The 23,034-nt window shown below is 71.3% G+C and carries 19 protein-coding genes; 11 read left to right on the top strand and 8 right to left on the bottom strand.

Translation table 11 applies throughout. The features are described from left to right. Nucleotides 1-62 precede the first annotated feature (62 nt). Genes HD597_RS60030 through HD597_RS60000 form a run of 7 tightly spaced genes read left to right on the top strand, consistent with a single transcriptional unit; the run spans nucleotide 63 to nucleotide 7,706 of the window. Entirely contained in the window at nucleotides 63-1,151 is a 1,089-nt protein-coding gene (locus HD597_RS60030) for an ABC transporter substrate-binding protein (RefSeq protein ID WP_253758023.1), read from the top strand. Further along, a complete protein-coding gene (locus HD597_RS60025; RefSeq protein ID WP_253758020.1) occupies nucleotides 1,151-1,912 on the top strand; it encodes an ATP-binding cassette domain-containing protein in 762 nt (253 codons plus the stop codon). Before HD597_RS60030 ends, HD597_RS60025 begins: the two co-directional genes overlap by 1 nt. Then, a complete protein-coding gene (locus HD597_RS60020) occupies nucleotides 1,909-3,141 on the top strand; it encodes a sugar ABC transporter permease (protein WP_253758018.1) in 1,233 nt (410 codons plus the stop codon). Before HD597_RS60025 ends, HD597_RS60020 begins: the two co-directional genes overlap by 4 nt. Next, nucleotides 3,141-4,616 (top strand): FGGY-family carbohydrate kinase, encoded by a 1,476-nt coding sequence (locus HD597_RS60015; RefSeq protein ID WP_253758015.1) that lies wholly within the window; start codon nucleotides 3,141-3,143, stop codon nucleotides 4,614-4,616. The genes HD597_RS60020 and HD597_RS60015 overlap by 1 nt, the downstream gene beginning before the upstream one ends. Further along, entirely contained in the window at nucleotides 4,613-6,094 is a 1,482-nt protein-coding gene (locus tag HD597_RS60010) for an FGGY-family carbohydrate kinase (RefSeq protein WP_253758013.1), read from the top strand. The genes HD597_RS60015 and HD597_RS60010 overlap by 4 nt, the downstream gene beginning before the upstream one ends. Further along, a complete protein-coding gene (locus HD597_RS60005; protein WP_253758011.1) occupies nucleotides 6,091-6,705 on the top strand; it encodes a histidine phosphatase family protein in 615 nt (204 codons plus the stop codon). Before HD597_RS60010 ends, HD597_RS60005 begins: the two co-directional genes overlap by 4 nt. Next, on the top strand, nucleotides 6,702-7,706 hold the full coding sequence (locus HD597_RS60000) for a 2-hydroxyacid dehydrogenase (RefSeq protein WP_253758009.1): 1,005 nt from the start codon (nucleotides 6,702-6,704) through the stop codon (nucleotides 7,704-7,706). Before HD597_RS60005 ends, HD597_RS60000 begins: the two co-directional genes overlap by 4 nt. Here HD597_RS60000 and HD597_RS59995 read toward each other — a convergent pair. The 4 genes from HD597_RS59995 to HD597_RS59980 form a co-directional block, all read right to left on the bottom strand. Beyond that, entirely contained in the window at nucleotides 7,696-8,556 is an 861-nt protein-coding gene (locus tag HD597_RS59995; protein WP_253758007.1) for a carbohydrate ABC transporter permease, read from the bottom strand. The genes HD597_RS60000 and HD597_RS59995 overlap by 11 nt on opposite strands. After that, nucleotides 8,553-9,434 carry a carbohydrate ABC transporter permease gene (locus HD597_RS59990; protein ID WP_253758005.1) on the bottom strand — a complete coding sequence of 294 codons (882 nt, stop codon included), beginning with the start codon at nucleotides 9,432-9,434 and terminating at the stop codon, nucleotides 8,553-8,555. Before HD597_RS59990 ends, HD597_RS59995 begins: the two co-directional genes overlap by 4 nt. A gap of 51 nt (nucleotides 9,435-9,485) precedes the next feature. Beyond that, nucleotides 9,486-10,781 (bottom strand): ABC transporter substrate-binding protein, encoded by a 1,296-nt coding sequence (locus HD597_RS59985; RefSeq protein WP_253758003.1) that lies wholly within the window; start codon nucleotides 10,779-10,781, stop codon nucleotides 9,486-9,488. Between the two features lie 126 nt (nucleotides 10,782-10,907). Further along, nucleotides 10,908-11,681, bottom strand: a complete 774-nt coding sequence (locus tag HD597_RS59980) for an AMP-binding protein (protein WP_253758001.1) — start codon at nucleotides 11,679-11,681, stop codon at nucleotides 10,908-10,910. Between the two features lie 465 nt (nucleotides 11,682-12,146). On the opposite strand from HD597_RS59980, the gene HD597_RS59975 reads away from it, so the two are divergent. Further along, entirely contained in the window at nucleotides 12,147-14,009 is a 1,863-nt protein-coding gene (locus HD597_RS59975; protein ID WP_253757999.1) for an ABC transporter ATP-binding protein, read from the top strand. A gap of 12 nt (nucleotides 14,010-14,021) precedes the next feature. Here the strand turns inward: HD597_RS59975 and HD597_RS59970 are convergent, their stop codons facing one another. After that, complete coding sequence (locus HD597_RS59970) at nucleotides 14,022-15,458, bottom strand: penicillin-binding transpeptidase domain-containing protein (RefSeq protein ID WP_253757997.1); 1,437 nt, start codon at nucleotides 15,456-15,458, stop codon at nucleotides 14,022-14,024. 36 nt (nucleotides 15,459-15,494) lie between these two features. Further along, nucleotides 15,495-15,854: a MerR family transcriptional regulator gene (locus HD597_RS59965; protein WP_253757995.1), complete on the bottom strand. Its 360-nt coding sequence runs from the start codon at nucleotides 15,852-15,854 to the stop codon at nucleotides 15,495-15,497. Between the two features lie 81 nt (nucleotides 15,855-15,935). Between HD597_RS59965 and HD597_RS59960 the strand changes: the two genes are divergently transcribed. Further along, nucleotides 15,936-16,859 (top strand): aldo/keto reductase, encoded by a 924-nt coding sequence (locus tag HD597_RS59960; RefSeq protein ID WP_253757993.1) that lies wholly within the window; start codon nucleotides 15,936-15,938, stop codon nucleotides 16,857-16,859. 7 nt (nucleotides 16,860-16,866) lie between these two features. Here the strand turns inward: HD597_RS59960 and HD597_RS59955 are convergent, their stop codons facing one another. Continuing rightward, a complete protein-coding gene (locus HD597_RS59955) occupies nucleotides 16,867-17,493 on the bottom strand; it encodes a TetR/AcrR family transcriptional regulator (RefSeq protein WP_253757991.1) in 627 nt (208 codons plus the stop codon). Between the two features lie 85 nt (nucleotides 17,494-17,578). Here HD597_RS59955 and HD597_RS59950 point away from each other — a divergent pair, with 85 nt between their 5' ends. Then, nucleotides 17,579-18,892: a GH1 family beta-glucosidase gene (locus HD597_RS59950; RefSeq protein WP_253757989.1), complete on the top strand. Its 1,314-nt coding sequence runs from the start codon at nucleotides 17,579-17,581 to the stop codon at nucleotides 18,890-18,892. Here the strand turns inward: HD597_RS59950 and HD597_RS59945 are convergent. Beyond that, entirely contained in the window at nucleotides 18,874-19,770 is an 897-nt protein-coding gene (locus HD597_RS59945) for a VldE C-terminal domain-containing protein (RefSeq protein ID WP_253757987.1), read from the bottom strand. The two genes, HD597_RS59950 and HD597_RS59945, sit on opposite strands and share 19 nt — an antisense overlap. A gap of 201 nt (nucleotides 19,771-19,971) precedes the next feature. On the opposite strand from HD597_RS59945, the gene HD597_RS59940 reads away from it, so the two are divergent. Beyond that, nucleotides 19,972-22,995 (top strand): M14 family metallopeptidase, encoded by a 3,024-nt coding sequence (locus HD597_RS59940; RefSeq protein WP_253757985.1) that lies wholly within the window; start codon nucleotides 19,972-19,974, stop codon nucleotides 22,993-22,995. Nucleotides 22,996-23,034: the final 39 nt, after the last annotated feature.

Genomic DNA, 23,034 nt, shown 5'->3' with positions numbered 1-23,034 from the left:
AAGGCGTTCCCTGTGTCGGGGGCAGGTTGCGTTCGGACCCGGCGTAAGTGAGGAAGAAAACCGTGAACAGAGCTCAGATGCGGACCTCCGCGTTCGCCGCAGTGGCAGTGCTCGCAGGCTCCGTGCTGGCGGCCTGCGGCTCCGGCTCGGACGCAGGCGGGGGCACCGGCGGCGGTGACGGCGGCGTGCAGAACGCCAAGGTCGCCTTCCTCATGCCCGACCTCGCCTCCACCCGGTACGAGCTGCAGGACAAGCCGCTGTTCGAGGCCAAGATGAAGCAACTCTGCCCGACCTGCGAGGTCATCTACCAGAACGCCGACTCCGACGCCGCCAAGCAGCAGCAGCAGGCGAACTCCGCGCTCGCCCAGGGCGTCAAGGCCATCGTGATCGACCCGGTCGACTCCGCCGCCGCGGCCACCATCGTCAAGTCCGCGCAGGCACAGCAGGTGCCGATCATCGCCTACGACCGGCCCATCCCGGCCACCCCGGCCGACTACTACATCTCCTTCGACAACGAGAAGATCGGCTCGCTGATCGCCCAGTCGCTGGTCGACCACCTCAAGGCGGAGAACGCCGAGGGCGGCATCCTCCAGGTCAACGGCTCGCCCACGGACGCGGCGGCCGGGCTGATCAAGAAGGGCATCCACAGCGCGGTGGACCCGAGCGGGTTCAAGCTGCTGGCCGAGTACGACACTCCCGACTGGCAGCCGGAGAAGGCGCAGACCTGGGTCAGCGGCCAGATCACCCAGTTCAAGGACCAGATCGTCGGCGTGGTCGCGGCCAACGACGGCACCGGCGGCGGCACGATCGCCGCGTTCAAGGCCGCCGGCGTGAAGGTGCCGCCGGTCACCGGCAACGACGCCGAGGTGGCCGCCGCCCAGCGCATCGTCGCGGGCGACCAGTACAACACGATCTCCAAGCCCATCAAGATCGTCGCCGAGGCGTCGGCCAACGTGGCCTGGGAGTTCATGCAGGGCAAGAAGCCCGCGGGCAAGACGACCCTTTACGACACGCCGTCCGAGCTGTTCGTCCCCACGGTCGTGACCAAGGAGAACATCAAGGAAGTGCTGTTCGACAGCGGCATCATGAAGGCCGCCGACGTCTGCTCCGGTGAGTACGCCAAGGGCTGCGAAGAGCTCGGGATCAAGTGATGACCGTCCTGTCCCTGCGCGGGATCAGCAAGACCTTCGGCGCCGTGGCCGCGCTCACCGACATCGAGCTCGATGTCGCGGCCGGCCAGGTCGTCGCCATCGTCGGCGACAACGGCGCGGGCAAGTCGACGCTGGTCAAGATCCTCTCCGGGGTTCATCCGCCGGACGGCGGCACGATCACGTTCGAGGGCCGCCAGGTGGAGATCCCCACCCCGGCCGCCGCCCACAAGCTGGGCATCGCCACGGTCTTCCAGGACCTCGCGCTCTGCGAGAACCTCAACGTCATCCAGAACCTGTTCCTCGGCCAGGAGATCCGCCCGCTGCGGCTGAACGACGTGGCCATGGAGACCCGCTCGTGGGAGCTGCTCCGCCAGCTCTCCGCGAAGATCCCGAGCGTGCGGGTGCCGGTCGCCGCGCTGTCGGGCGGCCAGCGGCAGACGGTGGCCATCGCCAGGTCGCTGCTCGGCGACCCGAAGATCATCATCCTGGACGAGCCCACCGCCGCGCTCGGCGTGGCCCAGACGGCCGAGGTGCTCAACCTGGTCGAGCGGCTGCGCGAGAACGGCCTGGGCGTCATCATGATCAGCCACAACATGGCGGACGTGAAGGCCGTCGCCGACACCGTCGCGGTGCTCCGGCTCGGCCGCAACAACGGGCTCTTCGACGTCGACAGCGTCTCCACCGAGGACATCGTCGCCGCCATCACCGGCGCCACCGACAACGTGGTGTCCCGGCGCGCCCAGAAAGGACAGAGGTCGTGACGACAACGGCGACCGACCGCCAGGACGAGCGGCTGCGGAGCCGGGAAGGGCTGCGCGGCGCGCTGACCGACGTGGTCGAGCGGGCCCGCGGCGGTGACCTGGGCGTCATCCCGGTCGTGGTGGGGCTCATCGTCATCTGGTCGGTGTTCCAGATCCTGAACCCGATCTTCCTGTCCAGCGCGAACCTGGTGAACCTCACCCTGGAGTCCGCCGCCGTCGGCGTCATCGCGCTCGGCATCGTCTGCGTGCTGCTGGTCGGCCAGATCGACCTGTCCGTCGGCTCCGTCAGCGGCCTGTCGGGGGCGGTGCTGGCGGTGCTGTTCGTCAGCGAGGGCTTGCCGGTCTGGCTGGCCATCCTGGCGTCGGTGCTCATGGGCGCGGTCATCGGCTGGCTGTACGGGCAGCTCTTCAACCGGTTCGGCGTGCCCAGCTTCGTCATCACGCTGGCCGGGCTCCTGGCCTTCCTCGGGCTCCAGCTCTACGTGCTGGGCACCAAGGGCTCGATCAACCTGCCGTTCGACTCGGGGCTGGTGAACTTCGCCCAGCTCGACTTCGTGCCGGCCTGGCTGTCGTACACGCTCGCCGTGATCGCGGCCGTCTGGCTGTTCGCCAGCGGATACCTGCACGCGCGGGAGCGGCGCAGGGCCGGGCTGTCGGCCAGGGGCGTCTCCACGCTGGCCGTCAGGAGCGTGGCGCTGCTGGCGGTGCTGGCGTTCGTGGTCTGGTACCTCGGGCAGACGCGCGGCGTGGGCTGGATGTTCGTCTTCTTCGTGGCGCTCGTCCTGATCATGCACTACCTGCTGTCACGGACGAAGTGGGGCCGCGCCGTCTACGCCGTGGGCGGCAACGTGGAGGCCGCGCGCCGGGCGGGCATCAACGTCAGGGCGATCTACACCTCCGTCTTCGTGCTCTGCTCGACGTTCGCCGCGGTCGGCGGCATCCTGGCCGCGGCCCGGCTGGCCGCGGCCAACCAGAGCAGCGGGTCGGGCGACGTCAACCTCAACGCCATCGCGGCGGCCGTGATCGGCGGCACCAGCCTGTTCGGCGGGCGCGGCACCGCGTTCGGCGCGCTGCTCGGCATCATCGTGATCCAGTCCATCTCCAGCGGCCTGACCCTGCTCAACCTGGACTCCTCGATCCGGTTCGTGGTCACCGGGGCGGTGCTGCTGCTGGCCGTCATCGTCGACTCCGTCTCGCGCCGGTCCAGGACCTCGCACGGCAGGGCCTGATGGCGATCATCTGCGTGGACGCGGGCACCACGGTCATCAAGGCCGTCGGGTACGACTCCACCGGCGCGGAAGCGGCCGTGGCCAGGCGCGCGACCGTCGTGTCCAGGCCCGCGCCCGGCCACGCCGAGCAGGACATGCACGCCGTCTGGGACGCGGTCGCCGCCACCGTGCGCGAGGTCGCCGGCCAGGTCGGCGGCGCCGACTTCGTCGCGATCACCGCCCAGGGCGACGGCTGCTGGCTGGTGGACGCCGACGGTGAGCCCACCGGGCCCGCCGTCCTCTGGAACGACGCCAGGGCCGCCTCGATCGTCGACAGGTGGACCCGCGACGGGCTGGCCGCCGAGGCGTTCCGGATCAACGGGTCCTCGGCCGCGTCCGGGCTGCCGCACGCCGTCCTCGCCTGGCTGGGCGAGCACGGCCCCGGGCGGCTGGCCCGGTCGAGCACCATGCTGACCTGCGGCGGGTGGATCTTCTCCCGGATGACCGGGGAGCAGGTGGCCGACGAGTCCGACGCGTCGGCGCCGTTCATGGACCTGCGGGCACGGGCGTACGCGCCTGAGCTGCTGTCCATGTTCGGGCTGGGCTGGGCCGAGCGGCTGCTCCCCGAGATCCGCCCCTGCCCCGTCGCCGCGCTCACCGCCGGGGCCGCCGCGGCGCTCGGGCTGGCCGCCGGCACTCCGGTCGTGATGGCCCCGTACGACATCGCCTCGACCGCGCTCGGCGCGGGGGCGGTGGAGCCGGGGCAGGCGTGCGGCATCCTCGGCACGACGCTCTGCACCGAGGTCGTCGTCGACACCCCCGGCCTGGACGGCGAGCCGATCGGCATCACGATCGCGCTGCCCGGCGGCTACCTGCGGGCGTTCCCGACGTTCGCCGGCACCGAGGTGGTGCAGTGGACGTGCCGGCTGCTCGGGCTGTCGGAGCCCGCCGAGCTGGGCGAGCTGGCGATGTCCAGCCGGCCGGGGGCGGGCGGGCTGGCGTTCCTGCCGTACCTGTCGCCCGCGGGCGAGCGGGCGCCGTTCTCGAACCCGCTGGCGAGCGGGGCGCTGCTGGGCATGTCGTTCGAGCACGGCCGCGCGGACGTGGCCAGGGCGGTGCTCGAAGGGCTGACGATGGTCATCCGCGACTGCCTGGCGGCCACCGGGGCCGCGCCCGGCGAGCTGCGGGTGTGCGGGGGCGGCTCGAACAGCGCGCCCTGGCTGCGGCTGATAGCCGACGTCACCGGGCTGCCCGTGCACCGCTCGGCCGACACCGAGGTGGGGGCGCGGGGGGCGTACCTGGTGGGGCTGGCGGCCACGGGCGCCGCGCCGTCCGTGGCCGCCGCCGCGTCGCGGCACGTACGGCTGCGCGACGCCGTCGAGCCCGACCCCGGCCGCCGCGCCTTCTACGACCGGCTCTTCCGGGACTTCCTCACCCTGCGCGACAACAGCTCCGGCGCGTGGCCGCTGCTGAGCGACCTGAGGAGCCGTACATGAGCGTGTGGATCGGCATCGACCTCGGAACGCAGAGCGTCCGGGCGATGGCCGTCGCGGGCGACGGCCGGGTGCTCGGCACCGGCAGCCGCCCCCTGACCAGCCACCGCGACGGGCCCCGGCACGAGCAGGACCCCGAGCAGTGGTGGCGCGAGCTGGCCGCCGCCACCCGCGAGGCTGTCAGCACCGTCACGGAGCCCGTCGAGGGCGTGGCGGTGGCCGCGACCTCTGGAACGATCCTGCTCACGGACCCTTCCGGCCGCCCCCTGACCCCCGCGCTCATGTACGACGACCGCCGCGCCGACGCCTCCCTCGCCAACGAGGTGGGGGCGCGGGTGTGGGAACGGCTCGGCTACCGGCGCATGCAGCCCAACTGGGCGCTGCCGAAGCTGCTGTGGCTGCTGCCCGGCGCCCCCGCCGGCGCCCGGCTCGCCCACCAGAACGACTTCGTCAACCGGCGGCTGACCGGGCACGCCGTCGCGACCGACCTGAGCAACGCGCTCAAGACCGGCGTGGACCTCATCGCGGAGCGCTGGCCGCTGGACGTGCTCGACGCGCTGGGCGTGCCCGGCGCGATGTTGCCCGAGGTCGTCCGGCCGGGAACGACGCTCGGGGTGGTGTGCGCGGCGGCGGCCGAGGAGACCGGGCTCCCCGCCGGCACCCCGGTGATCGCCGGCACCACCGACGGCTGCGCGGCCCAGCTCGGCGCCGGAGCCCTGCGGCCGGGGAGCTGGAACTCGGTGCTCGGCACGACGCTCGTGCTGAAGGGCGTGACGAAGGAGCTGATCCACGACCCGCTCGGGGTGGTGTACTCGCACCGCGCCCCGGACGGCTCGTGGCTGCCGGGCGGCGCGTCGAGCACGGGCGCGGGCGCGCTGACCCGCGACCTGCCCGGACGCGACCTCGACGCGCTGAGCGCCGAGGCGGCGGCCCGCTACGGCGCGGACCGCCCGCCCGCGGCGCCGCGTGCCGGTGGCGGCGGCCCGGCCGGGTGGCGGGTGCCGCCCGCGGTGACCTACCCGCTCGTGTCGCGCGGCGAGCGGTTCCCGTTCGCCGCCCCCGACGCCGAGGGCTTCACGCTCGGCGAGCCGGCCGACGACGCCGAGCGGTACGCCGCCATCCTGCTCGGGGCGGCCTTCGTCGAGCGCCTGTGCTTCGACTATCTCGACCTCCTCGGCGCCCCCGTGGACGGCGAGCTGGTCCTGACCGGCGGCGCGACGAGGAGCGCCTACTGGACGCGGCTCAGGGCCGACGTCCTGGAGCGGCCCGTGACGCTGCGGGAGAACGCCGAGCCCGCGCTGGGCATGGCCGTCCTGGCGGGCGGCGACCCGGCGAGCATGATCAGGACCAGGGCGGTCGTGGAGCCGTCGGGGGCCGACCTGCGCGAGCCGTACCTGCGGTTCGTGACCGAGCTGGAACGGCGCGGCTGGCTCGACGCGACCGCCGCCGCACACGCCCGCGAGAGGACCACCACCCGATGACCGACCTCGTGCTCGTCCGCCACGGCGAGACCGTCTGGCACGCCGAGAACCGCTACGCCGGGATCACCGACGTCGAGCTGACCCCGCGCGGCCTCGACCAGGCCGCGCGGCTCGCCGGCTGGGCGGCCGGCGCGGGCCTGGACGCGGTCTGGGCCTCCCCGCTCAGCCGCGCCCGGATCACCGCGGAAACCGCCGCTGCCAAGGCCGGTGCGACGGTACAGCTCGACGAGCGGCTGCGGGAGCTGGACTTCGGCCAGGGCGACGGCCTCACCTCGGCCGAGATGCAGGCCCGCTTCCCCGAGGCCCGCGCCGCGTTCGAGGCCGACCCGGCCGCGCACCCGCTCCCGGGAGGCGAGGACCCGCACCGGGCCGCCGACCGTTTCGTCGCCGCGCTGCGCGACATCGCGGCCGCGCACCCGGGCGGCCGCGTGCTGGTGGTGGCGCACACGACCGCCATCAGGCTGGCCCTGTGCCGGCTCATCGGGGTGCCGCTCGGCGAGTACCGGCGGCTGTTCCCGCGCCTGGACAACTGCGCCCTGACCGAGCTGCGCCTGCGCGACGGGCAAGTGGCGATGCTGCAGTACAACTCCCCGATTGGAGCCGTTCGTTGACCATCCGAGTCCTTGCCGCCGGCGATCACTTCGTCCAGAATCGCCTGCTCATCGACGCCATCCGGCACGCGGTCCCCGGCGAGGTGGACTTCCGCGAGCTGACGCTGCCGTGGCCGGTGGTGCCGTTCGGCCGGGTGGGAGAGGTGGACGAGGCCTCCGACGTGGAGGAGGAGCTGATCGAGGCGCTGCGCGGCGTCGAGGTGTGCGTGACCCAGATGGCCCCGCTCACCAAGCGCGTCCTGGACGCCTCCCCCGACCTGCGGTTGTTCTGCGTGAGCAGGGGCGGCCCGGTCAACGCCAACCTGGAGGCCGCCGCGCGGGCCGGGGTCGCGGTGACGTTCGCGCCGGGCCGCAACGCGGTGGCGACCGCCGAGCACACCCTGGCCATGCTGCTGGCCGCCACCCGCCGCATCCCCCGGACGCACGCCGACCTGGCCGCCGGCGTGTGGCGCGGCGACTACTACACCTACGACAACGTCGGCCCGGAGCTGGAGGGCAACACGGTCGGCCTGGTCGGCTACGGCGCGATCGGCCGCCGCGTGGCCCGCATGCTGGAGGGCTTCGGCGCGAACGTGCTCGTCCACGACCCGTACGTGGACGCCCCGAACAGCGTCGGGCTGCCCGAGCTGCTCGAACGTTCGCTGTTCGTCTCCCTGCACGCCCGCGCCACCCCGGAGACCGCCGGCCTGATCGGCGCCGCTCAGATCGCCGCCATGCCGCGGGGCTCGGTCCTGGTCAACTGCGCCAGGGGGGCGCTGCTCGACTACGACGCCCTGTGCGACGCGCTCGGCTCCGGCCACCTGTTCGGCGCCGCGATGGACGTCTTCCCCGAGGAGCCGATCCCTCAGGGCTCGCGCCTGCTCACGGCGCCGAACCTGGTCATGACCCCGCACCTGGCGGGAGCCAGCAAGGAGACGGCGATGAAGGCCGCCGCGATCGTGGCCGCCGACGTGGCCCGCTACGTGCGCGGCGAGCCCCTGGCGCACGTCGCTACCCCTTGAGCGCCCCCGCCATGAGCCCGCGCATGAAGAAGCGGCCCAGCAGGACGTAGATCAGCATCGTCGGGATGGACGCCAGGATGGCCGCCGCCATCTGCTGGCTGTACGGGGTGGCCTGCGCGCCCGCGATGTTGTTCAGCATCACGGTCGTGGGCCAGCTCGTCGGCCCGGTCAGGAAGACGGCGAACAGGAAGTCGTTCCAGAGCGAGGTGAACTGCCAGATGATCACCACGGCGATGGCCGGCCCCGACACGGGCAGCACCACCGACCAGTACGCCCGCAGCATGCCCGCCCCGTCCACCCGCGACGCCTCGATCAGCTCGTCGGGGATCGTCACGTAGTAGTTGCGGAAGATCAGCGTGCAGATCGGGATGCCGTAGACCACGTGCGCCAGCACCAGCCCGGGGATGCCGCCGTAGAACACCCCCTGCAGCCCGGCGAACTGGTCGATCGACACCAGGAGCTGCACCAGCGGGATCATCACCCCCTGGTAGGGGATGAACATCCCGAACAGGAACAGCGTGAACAGCACGTCCGCCCCGGGGAAGCGCCACTTGGACAGCACGTACCCGTTCATGGAGCCGAGCGCGCACGACAGCAGCGAGCCGGGGACGGCGAGCAGCACGCTGTTCCACAGGCCGGGGGCGAGCTTCTCCCACGCCACCCGCCACGCCTCGGTCGTCCACGTCTGCGGCAGGTTCCAGGCCTGGCCCGGGTCCGCCTCGGTGAGCGGCTTGAAGCTGGTGACGAGCAGGACGTAGATGGGGATCAGGAAGACCACCACGAACAGCACCAGCAGCCCGAACCTGGTCCACCCGAACACGGCCGCCCTGCGCCCGGCCACCGCCGTCATGAGCGCCTCTCCTTACGCACCGACCAGATCAGGTACGGGATCACGAAGATCGCCACGCTGAGCACGATGTACGAGGCGATCGTGGCCCCCTTGGCCGGATCGTTGGAGTCGAACACCGCCACCCACATGAACACCGCCGGCACGTCGGTGATGATCTGCTTGCCGGACACCGCCACGATCAGGTCGAACACCTTGAGCGAGATGTGCCCGAGGATGATCAGCGCGGAGAGGGTGACCGGCCGGAGCAGCGGCAGCACCACGTGCCGGTAGACGCCCCACTCGGTGCAGCCGTCCACCCGGGCGGCCTCCCGCAGCTCCTCGGGCACCCCCCGGAAGCCGGCCAGGAAGAGTGCCATGACATATCCGGACATCTGCCAGATGGCCGGCAGCGCCATCGCCGCCATCCCCCAGTCCGGGTCCCGGAACCACTGCCACTGCGGCAGCCCGATCCAGTCGAAGAGCCGGTTCAGCCCGACCGCCCGCTCCTGCGTGCCCGAGTTCATCAGCCACCGCCACACGATGCCGGTCGCCACGAACGAGATGGCCATCGGGAACAGGTAGATCGCCCGGAACGTCCCCTCGCCTCTGATTCCCTTCTCCATGAGGAACGCCAGCAACCACCCGAGCACCAGCGCGCCCGCCACGAACACGACCGTGAACATGATCGCGTGGTTCACCGAGAGGTGCCATCGCTGCTGGTCCCAGATGTCGATGAAGTTCTGCAGCCCGACGAACTCCCCCTCGGACACCGCGTCGTGCTGGTCGGTCATGGCGACCCGGAAGTTCCAGCCGAGCATGCCGTACACGAACACGCCGATCAGGATGATCGACGGCGCGACGAGGAGCAGTCCGGGCAGCCACGTGCGTGCCCGCCTCACAAGCGTGTCCCTCCCGGGGGACGGCCGCGGCCGTCCCCCGTGTGCCGAAAGTCACTGGGCGTTGGCCGTGGCCGCGTCGGCCAGCCCCTGCTGCAGCGCCTTGACGTCCTTGCTGCCGAGGTAGAGCCCGACCGCCTCGTTGATCGCGGCCAGCCACGGCTGGTTCACCGCCACACCGTGCTGGATCGACCCGGCGAGCTTGTTGCTCGACCAGTCCTTCAGCGCGTCGGCCAGGTAGTCGGTGTAGAGCGACTGGTCGGCGTCCTTGCGGGCGGGGATGGAGCCCTTCTTCGGGTTGAAGGCGTCCTGGCCCTCCTTGCTGGCCGCGACCTTCAGCCAGGCCATCGCCCCGTCACGGTTCTTCGCGCCCTTGGGCAGGGTGAAGCTGTCGGACAGCCACAGGTAGGTGCCCTCGGTGCCCGGCGCGGGCGCCCAGTCGAAGTCCGTCTTCGACTGCTTGCCCAGCCCGCCCTCCGGCGGGTTGTGGAAGTAGCCGTACGCCCAGTCGCCCATCACGTTGAAGGCCGCCTGGCCGTCGGCCACCTGCTTGGCCGCGGGCTGCCAGTCGTCCTGCGGGTCGCCCGCGTACTCCATGATCTTGGCGAAGTTGTTCAGCGCCGTGGTCACCTGCGGGCTGTTCCAGTCGGCGCCCGGCTTGAACAGGGCGTTGTACGCGTCGGCGCCGAGCGAGCCGAGCAGCACGCTCTCCATCAGGTGGGTGACCGTCCACTCCGAACCGATCGACAGCGGGATCTTTCCCTTGGCCTTGACCTTTTCCAGCGCCGCGACGAACTCCTCGATCGTCTTCGGCGCGGCGGCGACCCCGGCGTCCTTGAGCACGGCGGGATTGAACCACAGGACGTTCGAGCGGTGGATGTTCACCGGCACGGAGTAGATCTTGCCGTCGACGCTGATCTGCTCGACGAGCTGGGCCGGGAAGACGTCCTTGAGCTTGAGCTCGTCGTAGAGCGGGGTGAGGTCCTCCAGGTTGCCCGCCTTGATGTAGCCCTGCAGCTCGGCGCCCGCGTGACCCTGGAAGGTGTCGGGCGGGGTGTTCGCCTGGAGCTTCGACTGCAGCAGCGCCTTGGCCTTGTCACCGGAACCGCCGGCCACCGCCGCGTCGAAGAAGGTGAGGTTCGGGTTCTGTTCCTCGAAGATCTTTCTCATCGCCTGCAGGCCGTCGGCCTCACCCGGACCCGTCCACCAGGAGAAGACCTCAACCTGCTGCTTCCCGCCGCCGCTCGCGGCGGGCGCCTGCGTGGCCTGTCCCGCGCCACCGCCTCCACAGGCCGCCAGGCCCAGCACGCTCGCCATCGTGATCGATACGGCCGCTAACCACCGTCGCATCCCACACCATCCCTTCGAAATCCCCCGAAGTTGGTGATTTGACAACGTTGTCAACAACGGCTATCAACCCACTTCGGGCCGCGCGTCGTCAAGGGATGGGCGGTAACAGCTCCGCATACTCGGCCGTCAGGCCACGCGCTCCAGCGTGCCGTCGGCGCCCGCCACGACCGTGACGCCGAAGTCGTGCCCGGGGCCCGCGAGATCGCCGCCGCCCGCGGCCACCACCAGCGCGCCCTTCGACACGCCGAGCCCGACCAGGGCGAGCAGGCCGCAGCCGCCGTCGGGCGGCTGCGTGGTCAGCACCACGTCCGTCTCCGACAGCCCTACCGGCAGGTCGAGGGCGGCCATTCTGGCCAGCAGGCCCGCATGGGACAGGCGGGCGCCGTCGGCGAGCAGCACGGCGGGCTGGCGCTCGGCGTCGAGCGCGGGCAGCGCGGTGGGCTCCAGCGTGAGCAGGCAGCGGAAGTCGATCGTGCCGGGCGCCGGGCCCAGCGAGACCACCTGGCGCACCCGCGACTCCCCGGCCGCCACGATCGCCGTCTCCGCCAGGTCGGGCGTGGTGATCAGGACGCGGGCGTCGCACTCGCGCAGCCAGGCCGCCATCTCGTACGCGCCGAGCCCCGGATCGATCGGCGCCGCCACCCCTCCGGCCGCCACCACGGTGTGGACCGCCAGCGCCTGGGCGCCCGCCGTGGACACGTGCACGCCCACCACCTGGTCACGCCGGGCGCCCTCGCGCACGAGCCCGGAAGCCGCCCTGGTCACCTCGGTCACCAGCCTGCGGTAGCCGTAGACGTGGCCACCGCGCAGGTCGATGAGGGCAGGGCGGTCGCCGCGCTCGTAGGCCCGGCGGAACACTTCATGGATCACGGTGCCGGTGGCCGAGGCGGTGGGTCTCATCCCGTCAACGTACGACCGCCGGTACGGCCCTGGCATCCACCGGATTATGTAGGCCGCTGTGCATTCCCGCGCTGAGTGTGCACTTCTCCTGCGAGGTGGGCGGGCCCGAGCCCTGCGCGGCTCGAGCCCGCTGCCACGCGCCCGGAGCCGGGCCCCCACCCCTCCGAGAAGGCCCAGCCCCACGTGGACGCGTGACGTCCCCGATCGATCGGCCGCGGCGCCCCGTCGCGAGGGGCGAGGTACGCGCGGTGCGGTCGATCACGTAACGAACGGTAGGCGTGCAGAGGGCGCCCGCACATGCGCTGACATGGCCATTCGACGATGTACGCGCGATGTGTAGAAGGCCCGGCGGCTGCCGGTCATCCGTGCGGCGATCTGTGTACGCGCGGCGGAACCCGGCCCGGCGGGCGGCATCGGCGGCTTGTTCGATGGAGAAGTGCCGCTCCGCGTGGGCACACTCACACCATGGCCGATGAGCCGCTCGAACTCGGGGAGATGTCGTTCTCCGAATGGTATGCCCACACCGACAAGATGGCGGAGGTCGGCTTCCTGACCATCGCCAGGAAGCTGCCGTCCCTCATCGGGCAGGCGATGCGGATGGCCTGGCGGGCCAGCCCCCGCGACACGGCGGCCGCGGTCGTGCTCAACCTGCTCGGGGGCGTGTTCACCGCGTTCGGCCTGCTCGCCACCACCGGCGTGCTGACCGCCCTGTTCAGCGAGGGCCCCACCCCCGGCCGCGTCATGGCCGCCCTGCCCAGCCTCGCCCTGGTCGCCGCGGCGGCGGTGCTGCGCGCGACCATGCAGGCCGGCGCGGGCTGGGCGCAGTCACGCCTCGACCCGCAGGTCACCCGGCTGACGGAGGAACGCCTGTACGGCCTGACCAGCCGCGTGAGCCTGGTGGCCTACGACGACCCCGACTTCCACGACGCCCTGCAGCGCGCCAGGCTGCGCGGGGCGGCCATGGCCGACTCGGTGGTCACCTGCACCATCGACGTCGTCACCGCCGCCATCGGCATCGCCGCGGTCGCGGGCGTCCTCGGCGTGCTGCATCCGGTGCTGCTCCCGCTCCTCCTGCTGGCCGTGCTCCCCGACGCCTGGGCCGCCGTCCGCAGCGCCCGCATGCAGTACGCCACGATGTACTCCCTCATCCCCGCCAACCGCCGCAAGTGGATCATCGGCCAGCTCCTGGCGGAGCGGGAGCCGGCCGCCGAGGTGCGCTCCTTCACCATGCGCGGCTTCCTGCTGCGCATGTACGACGCGGTGGCCAGGGCCGAGCAGGACGTCATGCTCGGCCTGGCCCGCCGCCAGACCCTGGCCCGCCTGGCGGGCGAGGCCCTCGGCGGCCTCGGCGCCGCGCTCGTCTACGTCGCGCTCGGCGTCCTGCTCGCCGTCGCCGCCATCCCCCTGGCCGTGGCCGGCACCGCCGTCCTGGCCATCCGCTCGGCCCAGGGATCGCTCGGCCGGCTCATGTACGCCACCAACCGCCTCTACGAGGAGGGCCTCTACTTCACCGACTTCCTCGACTTCTGCGCCGACGCGGAAAGCCGCATCCCCGGCTCCCGCCACACCCCCATCCCCGAGACGTTCGAGCGCATCACGGCCACCGACCTCACCTTCACCTATCCGGGCGCCTCCGCTCCGGCCCTGCGCGGGGTGTCGATCGAGATCAAGCAGGGCGAGGTGATCGCGTTCGTCGGCGAGAACGGCTCCGGCAAGACCACCCTGGCCAAGATCCTGTCCGGCCTGTACGAACCCGACACCGGCACCGTCCGCTGGGACGACACCGACCTGCGCCAGGTCAGCCCCGAAGCCCTGCGCCTGCGCACCGCCGTCATCGCCCAGGACCACACCCGCTGGCCCCTCACCGCCCGCTACAACATCACCATGGGCACCGGCAAGGGCGAGCCCGCCCTGCACGCCGCCGCCGCGGTCGCCGGCGCCGACGAGGTCATCGCCGGCCTCCCCCACGGCTACCGCACCCTGCTCGACCGCCGCTTCAAGGACGGCCACGAGCTGTCCGGCGGCCAATGGCAGCGCATCGCCGTCGCCCGCGGCTTCCACCGCGACGCCGACCTGCTCATCTGCGACGAACCCACCGCCGCCCTCGACGCCCGCGCCGAACACGCCCTCTTCGAACGCATCCGCCACCACGCCGACGGCCGCACCGTCCTGCTCATCACCCACCGCCTGGCCAGCGTCCGCTACGCCGACCGCATCTACGTCCTCGACCACGGCCGGATCACCGAACAAGGCGACCACGACACCCTCATGTCCCTCGACGGCCTCTACGCCGACCTCTACACCCTCCAGGCCACCGCCTACCGCTGACGCCCTCCGGCGTCACCGCAGCGCGGCCTGGATGACGGCGCGGGCGATGGCGGCCACGGCGTCCACCCGATCCCCCGGCCGCTCCAGCACCACCCCCACGGCCACCTCGGGGGCGTCCGCGGGCGCGAAGGCCGTGATGACGGCGTTCTCCCCCGGCACGCCCTGCGACGCGGACGTCTTGGCCGCCATCCGCACCTCCGTCCCGGTCCCGGTCCCCTTCCCGGAAGCCGGCGAGACGGCCGTCATCATGGCCGCCAGGTACCGCGCCAGCATCGGCGGCACAGCCGTCCGGTACGGCACCGGCGAGGCCCGGTTGATGACCGCCCCGTCCGGCAGCCGCGCCTCCTCCACCAGGTAAGGCCGCATCAGCACCCCGTTGTTCGCCACGGCCGCCGACAACATGGCCACCATCAGCGGCGTCACCCGGTTGTCGTGGTGCCCGATGGCCGCCAGCGCGATCTGGGTCCTGTCCAGGGCCGGCGGGTACCGGCTGGGCGTCGCGAGCAGCGGGATCCGCAGCTGGCCCGCGTTGAAGCCGAACGCCTCCGCCTGATCCCGCAGCAGGTCCTGCCCGAGCTGCAGGCCGATGGCGGCGAAGGCGGTGTCGCAGGACGCCTGGAACGCGTATGCGAGCGTCGGCCGCCCCTTCCCGCACCGCCGGGCGTCGAGGTACGCCGGCGCCCCCGGCAGCCGCAGCCGGGCGGGCGCGTGCACCGCGCCCGTCGGCGTGTACTCGCCGGACGCCAGCGCCGCCGCCGCGGTGACGAGCTTGAACGTGGATCCGGGCGGATAGAGCCGGTTCAGCGCCCGGTTGAGCAGGGGTTGCGAGGGCGCCTGCCGCAGCCGCCGCGCGGTGTCGGCCAGCAGCCTCCGGTCGAAGGTGGTCAGCGCGTTCGGGTCGTAGGTCGGATAGGTGGCCAGCCCCAGGACCGCCCCGGTCGCCGGGTCGAGGGCCACCACCGCCCCCGGAATGCCCGCGGCCCGCAGCCCCTGGTACGCCGCCCGCTGCACGCGGTCACGGATCGTCAGCCGGACGTCGGCGCCTCCGACCCTCCCGTTCCCGACCAGCGACCTGACCCTGACCTTGGCGTCGTCGCCGGACAGCACCGCCTCCTGCGCCTGCTCGATGCCGGTCGTGCGGTGCAGCGCCACGTGCCCGGTGACGGCCGCGTACTCCTCGCCACCGGGATAGGTCCGCCGGAACCGGTACGGGCCTTCGGCGGCCAGGCTGGTGGCGATGGCCGTGCCGTCGTAGGTGAGGATGTCGCCGCGCGGGCGGCCGTACCTGTCGATCAGCGTGCGCTCGTTCCTGCGGTCGGCGTTGAGCGCGGGCGAGCCGAACGCCTGGATGATCGTGACGTGCGCGAGCAGGGCGAACAACATCACGGCGCACACCTTGGCGACCCGGCTCAGCGGGACGTCGAGCCACCTCCCCCTCGATCCAGCCATGGATCGAGGTGTAGCAACCGGGCCGCAAAGGCAGGGCTACAGGAGACTGCGGTAGTAGGAAATCTTGTGGTGGATGTAGCTCTGGCGCCCGGCGAGGTTGGCGATCTGGGCCTGGACCTGCCGGTCGTGCTCCTCCAGGAGCTCGATGCGGTCGGGGATCGTGTGGTCGCCCGCGCGTACGAGCTCGGCGAAGCGCAGCATCGTGGCGATGGGCATGCCCGTGTCGCGCAGGCAGCGCACCATGCCCAGCCAGCCGACGTCCTCCTGGCTGAACCTGCGCTGCCCGGCCGCGTTGCGGTCGACGCGCTCCAGCAGGCCGATCTTCTCGTAGTAGCGGAGGGTGTCGATGCTGAACCCGGTCTCCTCGACGACTTCCGCGGGGGTGTACACGCTCACGTGTCCAAGAATCTCACCTGGAGCGCACTCCAGGTCAACCGCTTGACATGGAGTGCGCTCCAGGTCCCAGAGTCATGCGCCATGAACATCGCACTGGGCACGATCCCCTTCGGCACCGCCGTGGACCTGGGCACCACCTTCGCCATCCTGGACCGGTTCGTGGAGGCCGGCGGCACCAGGATCGACACGGCCAACAACTACCCGTTCTGGGTGGAGGGCTGCACGGGCGACGAGAGCGAGCAGGCCATCGGGGCGTGGCTGGCCGCGCGGGGCAACCGGGACGAGGTCTTCATCAGCACGAAGGTCGGCGCGCGCCCCACGGTCCCCGGCGCCGTCACCCTGGACTCGGCGGAGGGCCTGTCCGCGGCCACGATCGCCGAGGCGGCGGAGGGCAGCCTCACGAGGTTGCGGACGGACTACATCGACGTGTATTGGTCGCACATCGAGGATCGTTCCGTCCCGTTCGAGGAGACTCTGCGGGCGTTCGACGAGCTGGCCCAGGTCGGCAAGGTCCGGGCCATCGGCGCGAGCAACATGCCGGCCTGGCGGCTGGAGCGGGCCAGGAACGTCTCCGCGGCGCACGGCTTGACGCCCTACACCTACGTGCAGCAGCGCCACACCTACCTCCGGCCGCGCCCGGGCGCCAAGCTGCCGGAGTCGGGGCACACGCTGGTGTCGGACGACCTGCTCGGCTACCTGGCCGCCGAGCCGGACCTGACGCTGTGGGCGTACAACACGCTGATGTTCGGCGCCTACACGCGGCCCGACCGGCCCGTCCCCGAGGTCTACGACCACCCGGGCACGACGCGGCGCCTGAAGGTGCTGCAGGAGGTCGCGGACGAGCTGGGCGCGACCAGGAACCAGGTGGTGCTGGCCTGGCTGATGGCCGACGGGATCGTACCGATCGTGGGGGTCTCCACGATGGAGCAGCTGGAGGAGGCGATCGGGGCGGCGGAGCTCAAGCTGGACGAGGACGCGCGCGCCCGCATGGACGCCGCCGCCTAGGCAGGCATCAGGGCAGGTGGTCGGCCAGGTAGCGGCGGACGAGCTGCTTGCACTCGGCGATGAGCTCGGGGTCGCCGGCGGGGTCGGCGCGGAAGGCCAGCTTGAGCACGGCGTCGGTGGCCTCGACCGCCACCAGCAGCGCCCGGTCCAGCCCGGGGCCGACGGGGGCGTCGAGCAGCTCCATCGACAGGGTGCGCAGGCGCTCGGCCACGACGACGTTGTTCTCCTGCGTCTCGTCGAGCGAGCGCTTGCCGCCGTCGCCGGGGGCGCCGAGCACCTCGCCGAAGTCGACCACGGCGAAGCCCGGGGTGGTGCGCTTCATGTCGACGAACTCGTCGATGGCCAGATCGACCAGATCGGTCCAGTGGCCGAGGTCGGCCGCGGGGATGAGCTCGATGATGCGCTGCAGGAACGCCTCGAGGTTGCGCCGCGCCAGCGCCCGCACCAGCCCCTGCTTGTCGTGGAAGAACTGGTAGAAGGTGCCGATGGGCACCTCGGCCCGGCGCGCGACCTCCTTCGTGGTCAGCGCGTCGTAACCGACCTCGTCGAGCAGGAGCGCGCACTCGTCGAGCATGCGCTCCACGCGCTCGACGCTCCGGCGCTGAGCGGGTCGGCGGCGCAGGGTACTGGTCATGCCTCCATCCTTGCGCATTCCCGCCACGATGAGTCAGAGTCTTTGACCTCGGATAACATGAGCCACCCTCGCATAGGAGGCGGGAATGTTCTTGTGGGGCACGGCGACGGCGGCCTACCAGATCGAGGGCGCGACCAGCGAGGACGGCCGGGGCCCGTCCGTCTGGGACACCTTCTCCCACGAGCCCGGCCGCACCAGCCGCGGGCAGACCGGCGACGTGGCCTGCGACCACTACCACCGCTGGCCCGAGGACGTCGCCCTCATGGAGGGGCTCGGCGTGAACGCCTACCGCTTCTCCATCGCCTGGCCGCGTGTGCTGCCCCTGGGCTCGGGCCAGGTGAACGCGCCGGGCCTGGACTTCTACGACCGGCTGGTGGACGCCCTGCTGGCGGCCGGGATCCAGCCGGTGCCGACGCTGTTCCACTGGGACCTGCCCCAGGCGCTGGAGGAGCGCGGCGGCTGGCTGAACCGCGACGTCTGCGAGCTGTTCGCCGGCTACGCCGCCGTGACCGCCGAGCGGCTGGCCGACCGCGTCCCGCTGTGGATCACGCTGAACGAGCCGTTCGTGCACATGGCCTACGGCTACGCCATGGGCGTGCACGCCCCCGGCCGGGCCCTGCTGACCGGCGCCCTGCCCGCCGCCCACCACCAGCTCCTCGGCCACGGGCTGGCCGTCCAGGCGCTGCGGGCGGCCGGCGCCCGCCAGGTGGCGCTCACGAACAACTGCACGCCCGTCTGGCCGGCCTCCCAGGAGGAGCCGGACCTGCGGGCGGCCGAGGCGTACGACATCCTGCACAACCGCCTGTTCAACGACCCGGTGCTGCTCGGCGCATATCCGGACCTGTCGGCCTACACGCCCGAGCCGGACTTCGTCCGCGACGGCGACCTGGCGACCATCGCCGCACCGCTGGACGCCCTCGGCGTCAACTACTACAACCCCACCCGCATCGCCGCCCCGACCGGCGACGGGCTCCCCTTCGACGACGCCGGCATCAGCGGCTTCCCGACCACGGCGTTCGGCTGGCCGGTAGTCCCCGGCGGCCTGCGCGAGCTGCTCACCGGCCTCAAGGCCCGCTACGGCGCCGCTCTGCCGCCGATCCTGATCACCGAGAACGGCTGCTCGCAGGAGGACGTCCCGGCCGCGGACGGCACGATCGACGACCTCGCCCGCGTCGACTTCCTGGACCGGCACATCGCCGCCATGCGCCAGGCCATGGCCCAGGGCGTGGACGTGCGCGGCTACTTCGTCTGGTCGCTGCTGGACAACTTCGAGTGGGCCGAGGGTTACGACCAGCGCTTCGGCCTGGTGCACGTGGACTTCGACACGCAGCGCCGCACGCCGAAGCGCTCCTACCACTGGTACGCGGAGTTCCTCGCAGGTCAGAACACCGACACGTGAACGTGGTCGTAGTGGTTGGCGGTCACGCCGCCGCGGTCGGACATCGGGTCCCAGCCGCCGCCTGAGCGGATGTCGTAGTAACGCTGCTTCCAGATGATGTACATGACGCCCAGCCGGGGGCCGTTCTTGATCAGCCAGGCGGCCAGCGCGTCGCCGTTGGCCCCGTCGGAGCCCCCGGCCATCCTGCCGCCGCTCGACATCATGAAGTCGCAGGCCCGGCCCTTGCCGTGCTCGCCCGGGTCGCCGGGGCGCAGGCAGCCGACGCCGTACTTCATGGGGAAGTTCGCCATGATCTCGGCGCGTACGTTGATCATGCGGGGTGTCAGGCCCTCGGCGCCGCCCGGCTGCTGGAAGCCGTACTTCTGCAGCAGCTTCTGGATGTCGTCCTTCTTGTTCTCGAGAGCCTTGATCTCCTTGCGCAGCTTCTCGATCTTCTCGTTGGCGTTGAGCTTGGCGTCGTCGGACTTCTCGATGAGCTTCTTGATGCTCTCGACCCGCTCGGCCCGCTCGTTGGCCATGTAGGTCATGTTGGCCGCTCCGCCCAGCATCGCGTACGGGTCGCCGCTGGGGGTGAGGAGCCGTACGCCGTCGAGCGGCCCGAGCATGTAGGAGGTCTGCGCGATCCGGCTCACCTCGGCCTGGGCGGCCCTGAGCTGCGCCTCCAGGCTGCCGGAGTTGTCGGTGGCCCTCTTGGCCTGGATCCTGATCTCCTCCAGGCTCTGGATCTGGCCGCGGTAGAGCTCGTTCAGCCGGGCGGCCTGCTTGGTGAGCCTGCGCAGCTCGGCCGGGCTGGGATCGGCCAGAGCCGGTGCGGGAGCGGGCAGCCCGAGCAGCCCGGAGAGTACGGCGACGAGAACGGCGAGCCGCCAGATTCTCACACCCGTCCCCTCCCCTCATAGACGGACCGAAACTATAGAAGATGATCTTGATCTCTGTCATCTGAACGACCGAACTGCTGCACCTTTGGCGAAACTTGTAGGGTTTTGTCCGAATCCGCGGGCGGTGAAAGTTGGGCCTTGTCTAGATCGCTCCAAACGTCTGAGATGGCGATCGATTCCGTCTCTGCGAAGGGGCAGACCGTGACTCGAACCACAAAACTCGCCGCGGCCGTCATCCTCGGCTTAGGCACGTCCCTCGTGGCCACGACCGCCGAGGCGGCCGTGGACCCGCTCCCGCCCGCCGACCGCATCGAGCTCTACCAGCTCCAGAGCCCGCCGGGCACCGCCCAGGCCCTCAGGGAGAAGGGCTTCGACGTCGTCCAGCAGGAGTTCGGGGACGGCAAGGAGCACATCGAGCTGACCGCCGCCCAGGCCGACCTCGCCGTCCTGGACAAGCTCGGCCACAAGCCCGAGCTCGTCCGCAACCCGCAGGGCCAGTCCCAGCTCCAGGCCGCCAGGGCGCAGGCCGCGGCCGGCTACGACGTCTGGAAGTCCTACTCCGAGCCCGGCGGCATCGCCGACCAGCTCAGGGCCCTGGCCAACGCCAACAAGGACGTCGTCAAGCTCCAGTCGATCGGCAGGACGCTCAAGGGCCAGGACATCCTGGCCGTCAAGGTGAGCACGGGCGCCAGGCTGCTGCCCGACGGCATCAAGCCCGCGACCCTCTACTCCGCCACCCAGCACGCCCGCGAGTGGATCGCCACCGAGGTGGACATGAGGCTGCTGAAGCACGTCGTCGCGAACAAGGGCTCGCTGCGGGACCTGCTCAACAGGACCGAGCTGTGGTTCGTGCCGGTGGCCAACCCCGACGGCTACGACTTCACGTTCACCGACGGCAACCGCCTGTGGCGCAAGAACCTGCGCGACAACAACGGCGACGGTCGGATCACCCGCGGCGACGGCGTGGACCCGAACAGGAACTTCCCCACCAACTTCCACTACGACGAGGAAGGCTCGTCGAGCATCCCCAGCTCCGACACCTACCGCGGCACGGGTCCGGCCAGCGAGCCGGAGACCAGGGCCATGGACGGCCTGCTGCGCCGCGTCGGCTTCGAGATGCAGCTCAACTACCACTCCTTCGGCCCGCTGCTGCTCTACCCGATGGGCTGGCAGATCGCCACGACGACCGCCGACAACCCGATCTACGAGGCGATCACCGGCGACGACGCGAACCCGGCCGTCCCCGGCTTCGACCCCGATCTGGGCGCCGAGCTCTACACCACCAACGGCGACACCAACGACCACGCCCACCGGCAGTACGGCACGCTGTCGTGGACGCCGGAGCTCAACGAGGGCTGTGACGGCTGCGGCTTCGTCTTCCCCGACGACGAGGCGCTGGTGCAGGCGGAGTTCGAGAAGAACCTGCCGTTCGCGCTCGACGTGGCCAGGTCCGCGGTCAACCCGGTCGAGCCGGTCAGCCACCTGGGCAACAGGACGCCCGACTTCGAGCTCGACCCGTTCGAGACCAGCCACGGCAGGACGCAGGTCGTCCAGGTCAACGCCAAGCGCAAGCTCGGCCCCGTCCTCCTGAACTACCAGGTCAACGGCGGCCGCACGAAGACCGCCCTGACCAGCGAGTGGAAGGGTGGCGAGCGGTACGGCAAGGGGTACGACCGCTACTACCACCGGCTGCGCGGCAAGATCACCGGCACCGGGCCGGGTGACAAGGTGAAGGTCTGGTTCAGCTCGATCGGCAAGAAGAGCGCCGACTTCACCTACACCGTCGCCTCCGACATCGGCGGCCAGGTGCTGGTGCTCGCCGCCGAGGACGTCACCGGCCTGAGCCCCGCACAGGGCGTGACCGAGGCCAAGTACGCCGACGAGTACGCCGCCGCCCTGCAGAGCGCCGGCTACACCTCCGACGTGTACGACATGGACAAGGCCGGCCGCAAGGCCCCGCACCCGCTGGGCGTGCTCAGCCACTACAAGGCCGTGGTCTGGGAGACCGGCGACGACGTCATCCCGAGGTCGCAGGGCCAGGTGCCCGGCACCACCTCCAAGGGCGGCGTGGACACCGAGCTGGCCGTCCGCGACTACCTGAACGAGGGCGGCAAGCTGCTGCACGCCGGCAAGTACCCGTCGTACGCGGCCAACTTCAACGGCTCCTACTACTACGAGCCCGACCAGCCGGAGAACCCCGAGTGCACGGTCGCCGACGACCCGCCGTGCATCCCGGTCTTCAACGACTTCCAGCAGTACTACCTGGGCGCCTACGTCTTCTTCGACAACGCGGGCACCGATCCCGCCACGCAGCAGCCGTACGCGCTGCAGGGCAACGGCGGCAGGTTCGACGGCTTCTCCGCCACGATCGACCCGGGCCACACGCAGTCGTTCGTGGCCACCTCGGCCATCCTGCCCGCCGACCGGTTCCCCAGGTTCGCCGGCTCGGCCCAGGTCAAGTGGGTGCGCCCGTCGGGCCCGTTCGACCCGCACACCGGCTCCTGGGACGTCTACAGCGGCATCTCCGACCAGTCGTGGAAGCGGCTGACCAGGACCATCGACCTGACCGGCAAGTCAAGCGGCGACCTGTCGTTCTGGACCTCCTACGACACCGAGTTCCACTGGGACTTCCTGACCGTCGAGGCGCGCACGGCGGGCGGCGACGACTGGACCACGCTGCCGGACGCCAACGGTCACACCAGCCAGGACACCGGTGACAGCTGCCTGGTCGAGAACAGCGGCGGCTGGCGCACGATCCACCCGTTCACGCAGCGCTACCAGGGTGTCGGTTGCGAGCCGACCGGCAGCTCCGGCGCCTGGCACGCCGCCTCGGGCAACTCCGGCGGCTGGCAGCAGTGGAAGATCGACCTGACCCCGTACGCGGGCAAGCAGGTCGAGATCTCCATCTCCTACCTCAGCGACTGGGCCACCCAGGGCGCGGGCGTCTTCCTCGACGACTTCGCCGTCACCCTGGACGGCGCGGTCACCGAGTCGACCTCGTTCGAGTCGGACCTGGGCGGCTGGGCCGTCGGGGCGCCGCCGGAGGGCACCTCGGAGTCGATCAACAACTGGTTCCGCACCGACCAGGTCTTCGAGGAGGGCGGCGGCATCGTCACGCAGGACACCGTCTACCTCGGCTTCGGCGTCGAGACCGTGACCGACCCCGCCAAGCGCGCGGACCTGGTCAAGAGGTCCATGCGGCACCTGCTCGGCGACACTCGCTGAGAACCCGTGAGGGGCGCGGCGCGTCGTCGCCGCGCCCCT

The sequence above is a fragment of the Nonomuraea thailandensis genome, assembly GCF_024172165.1.
Classification (GTDB): domain Bacteria; phylum Actinomycetota; class Actinomycetes; order Streptosporangiales; family Streptosporangiaceae; genus Nonomuraea; species Nonomuraea thailandensis.
The sequence above is the reverse complement of the archived record's forward strand: the minus strand, read 5'-3'. Positions and strand labels throughout refer to the sequence as shown.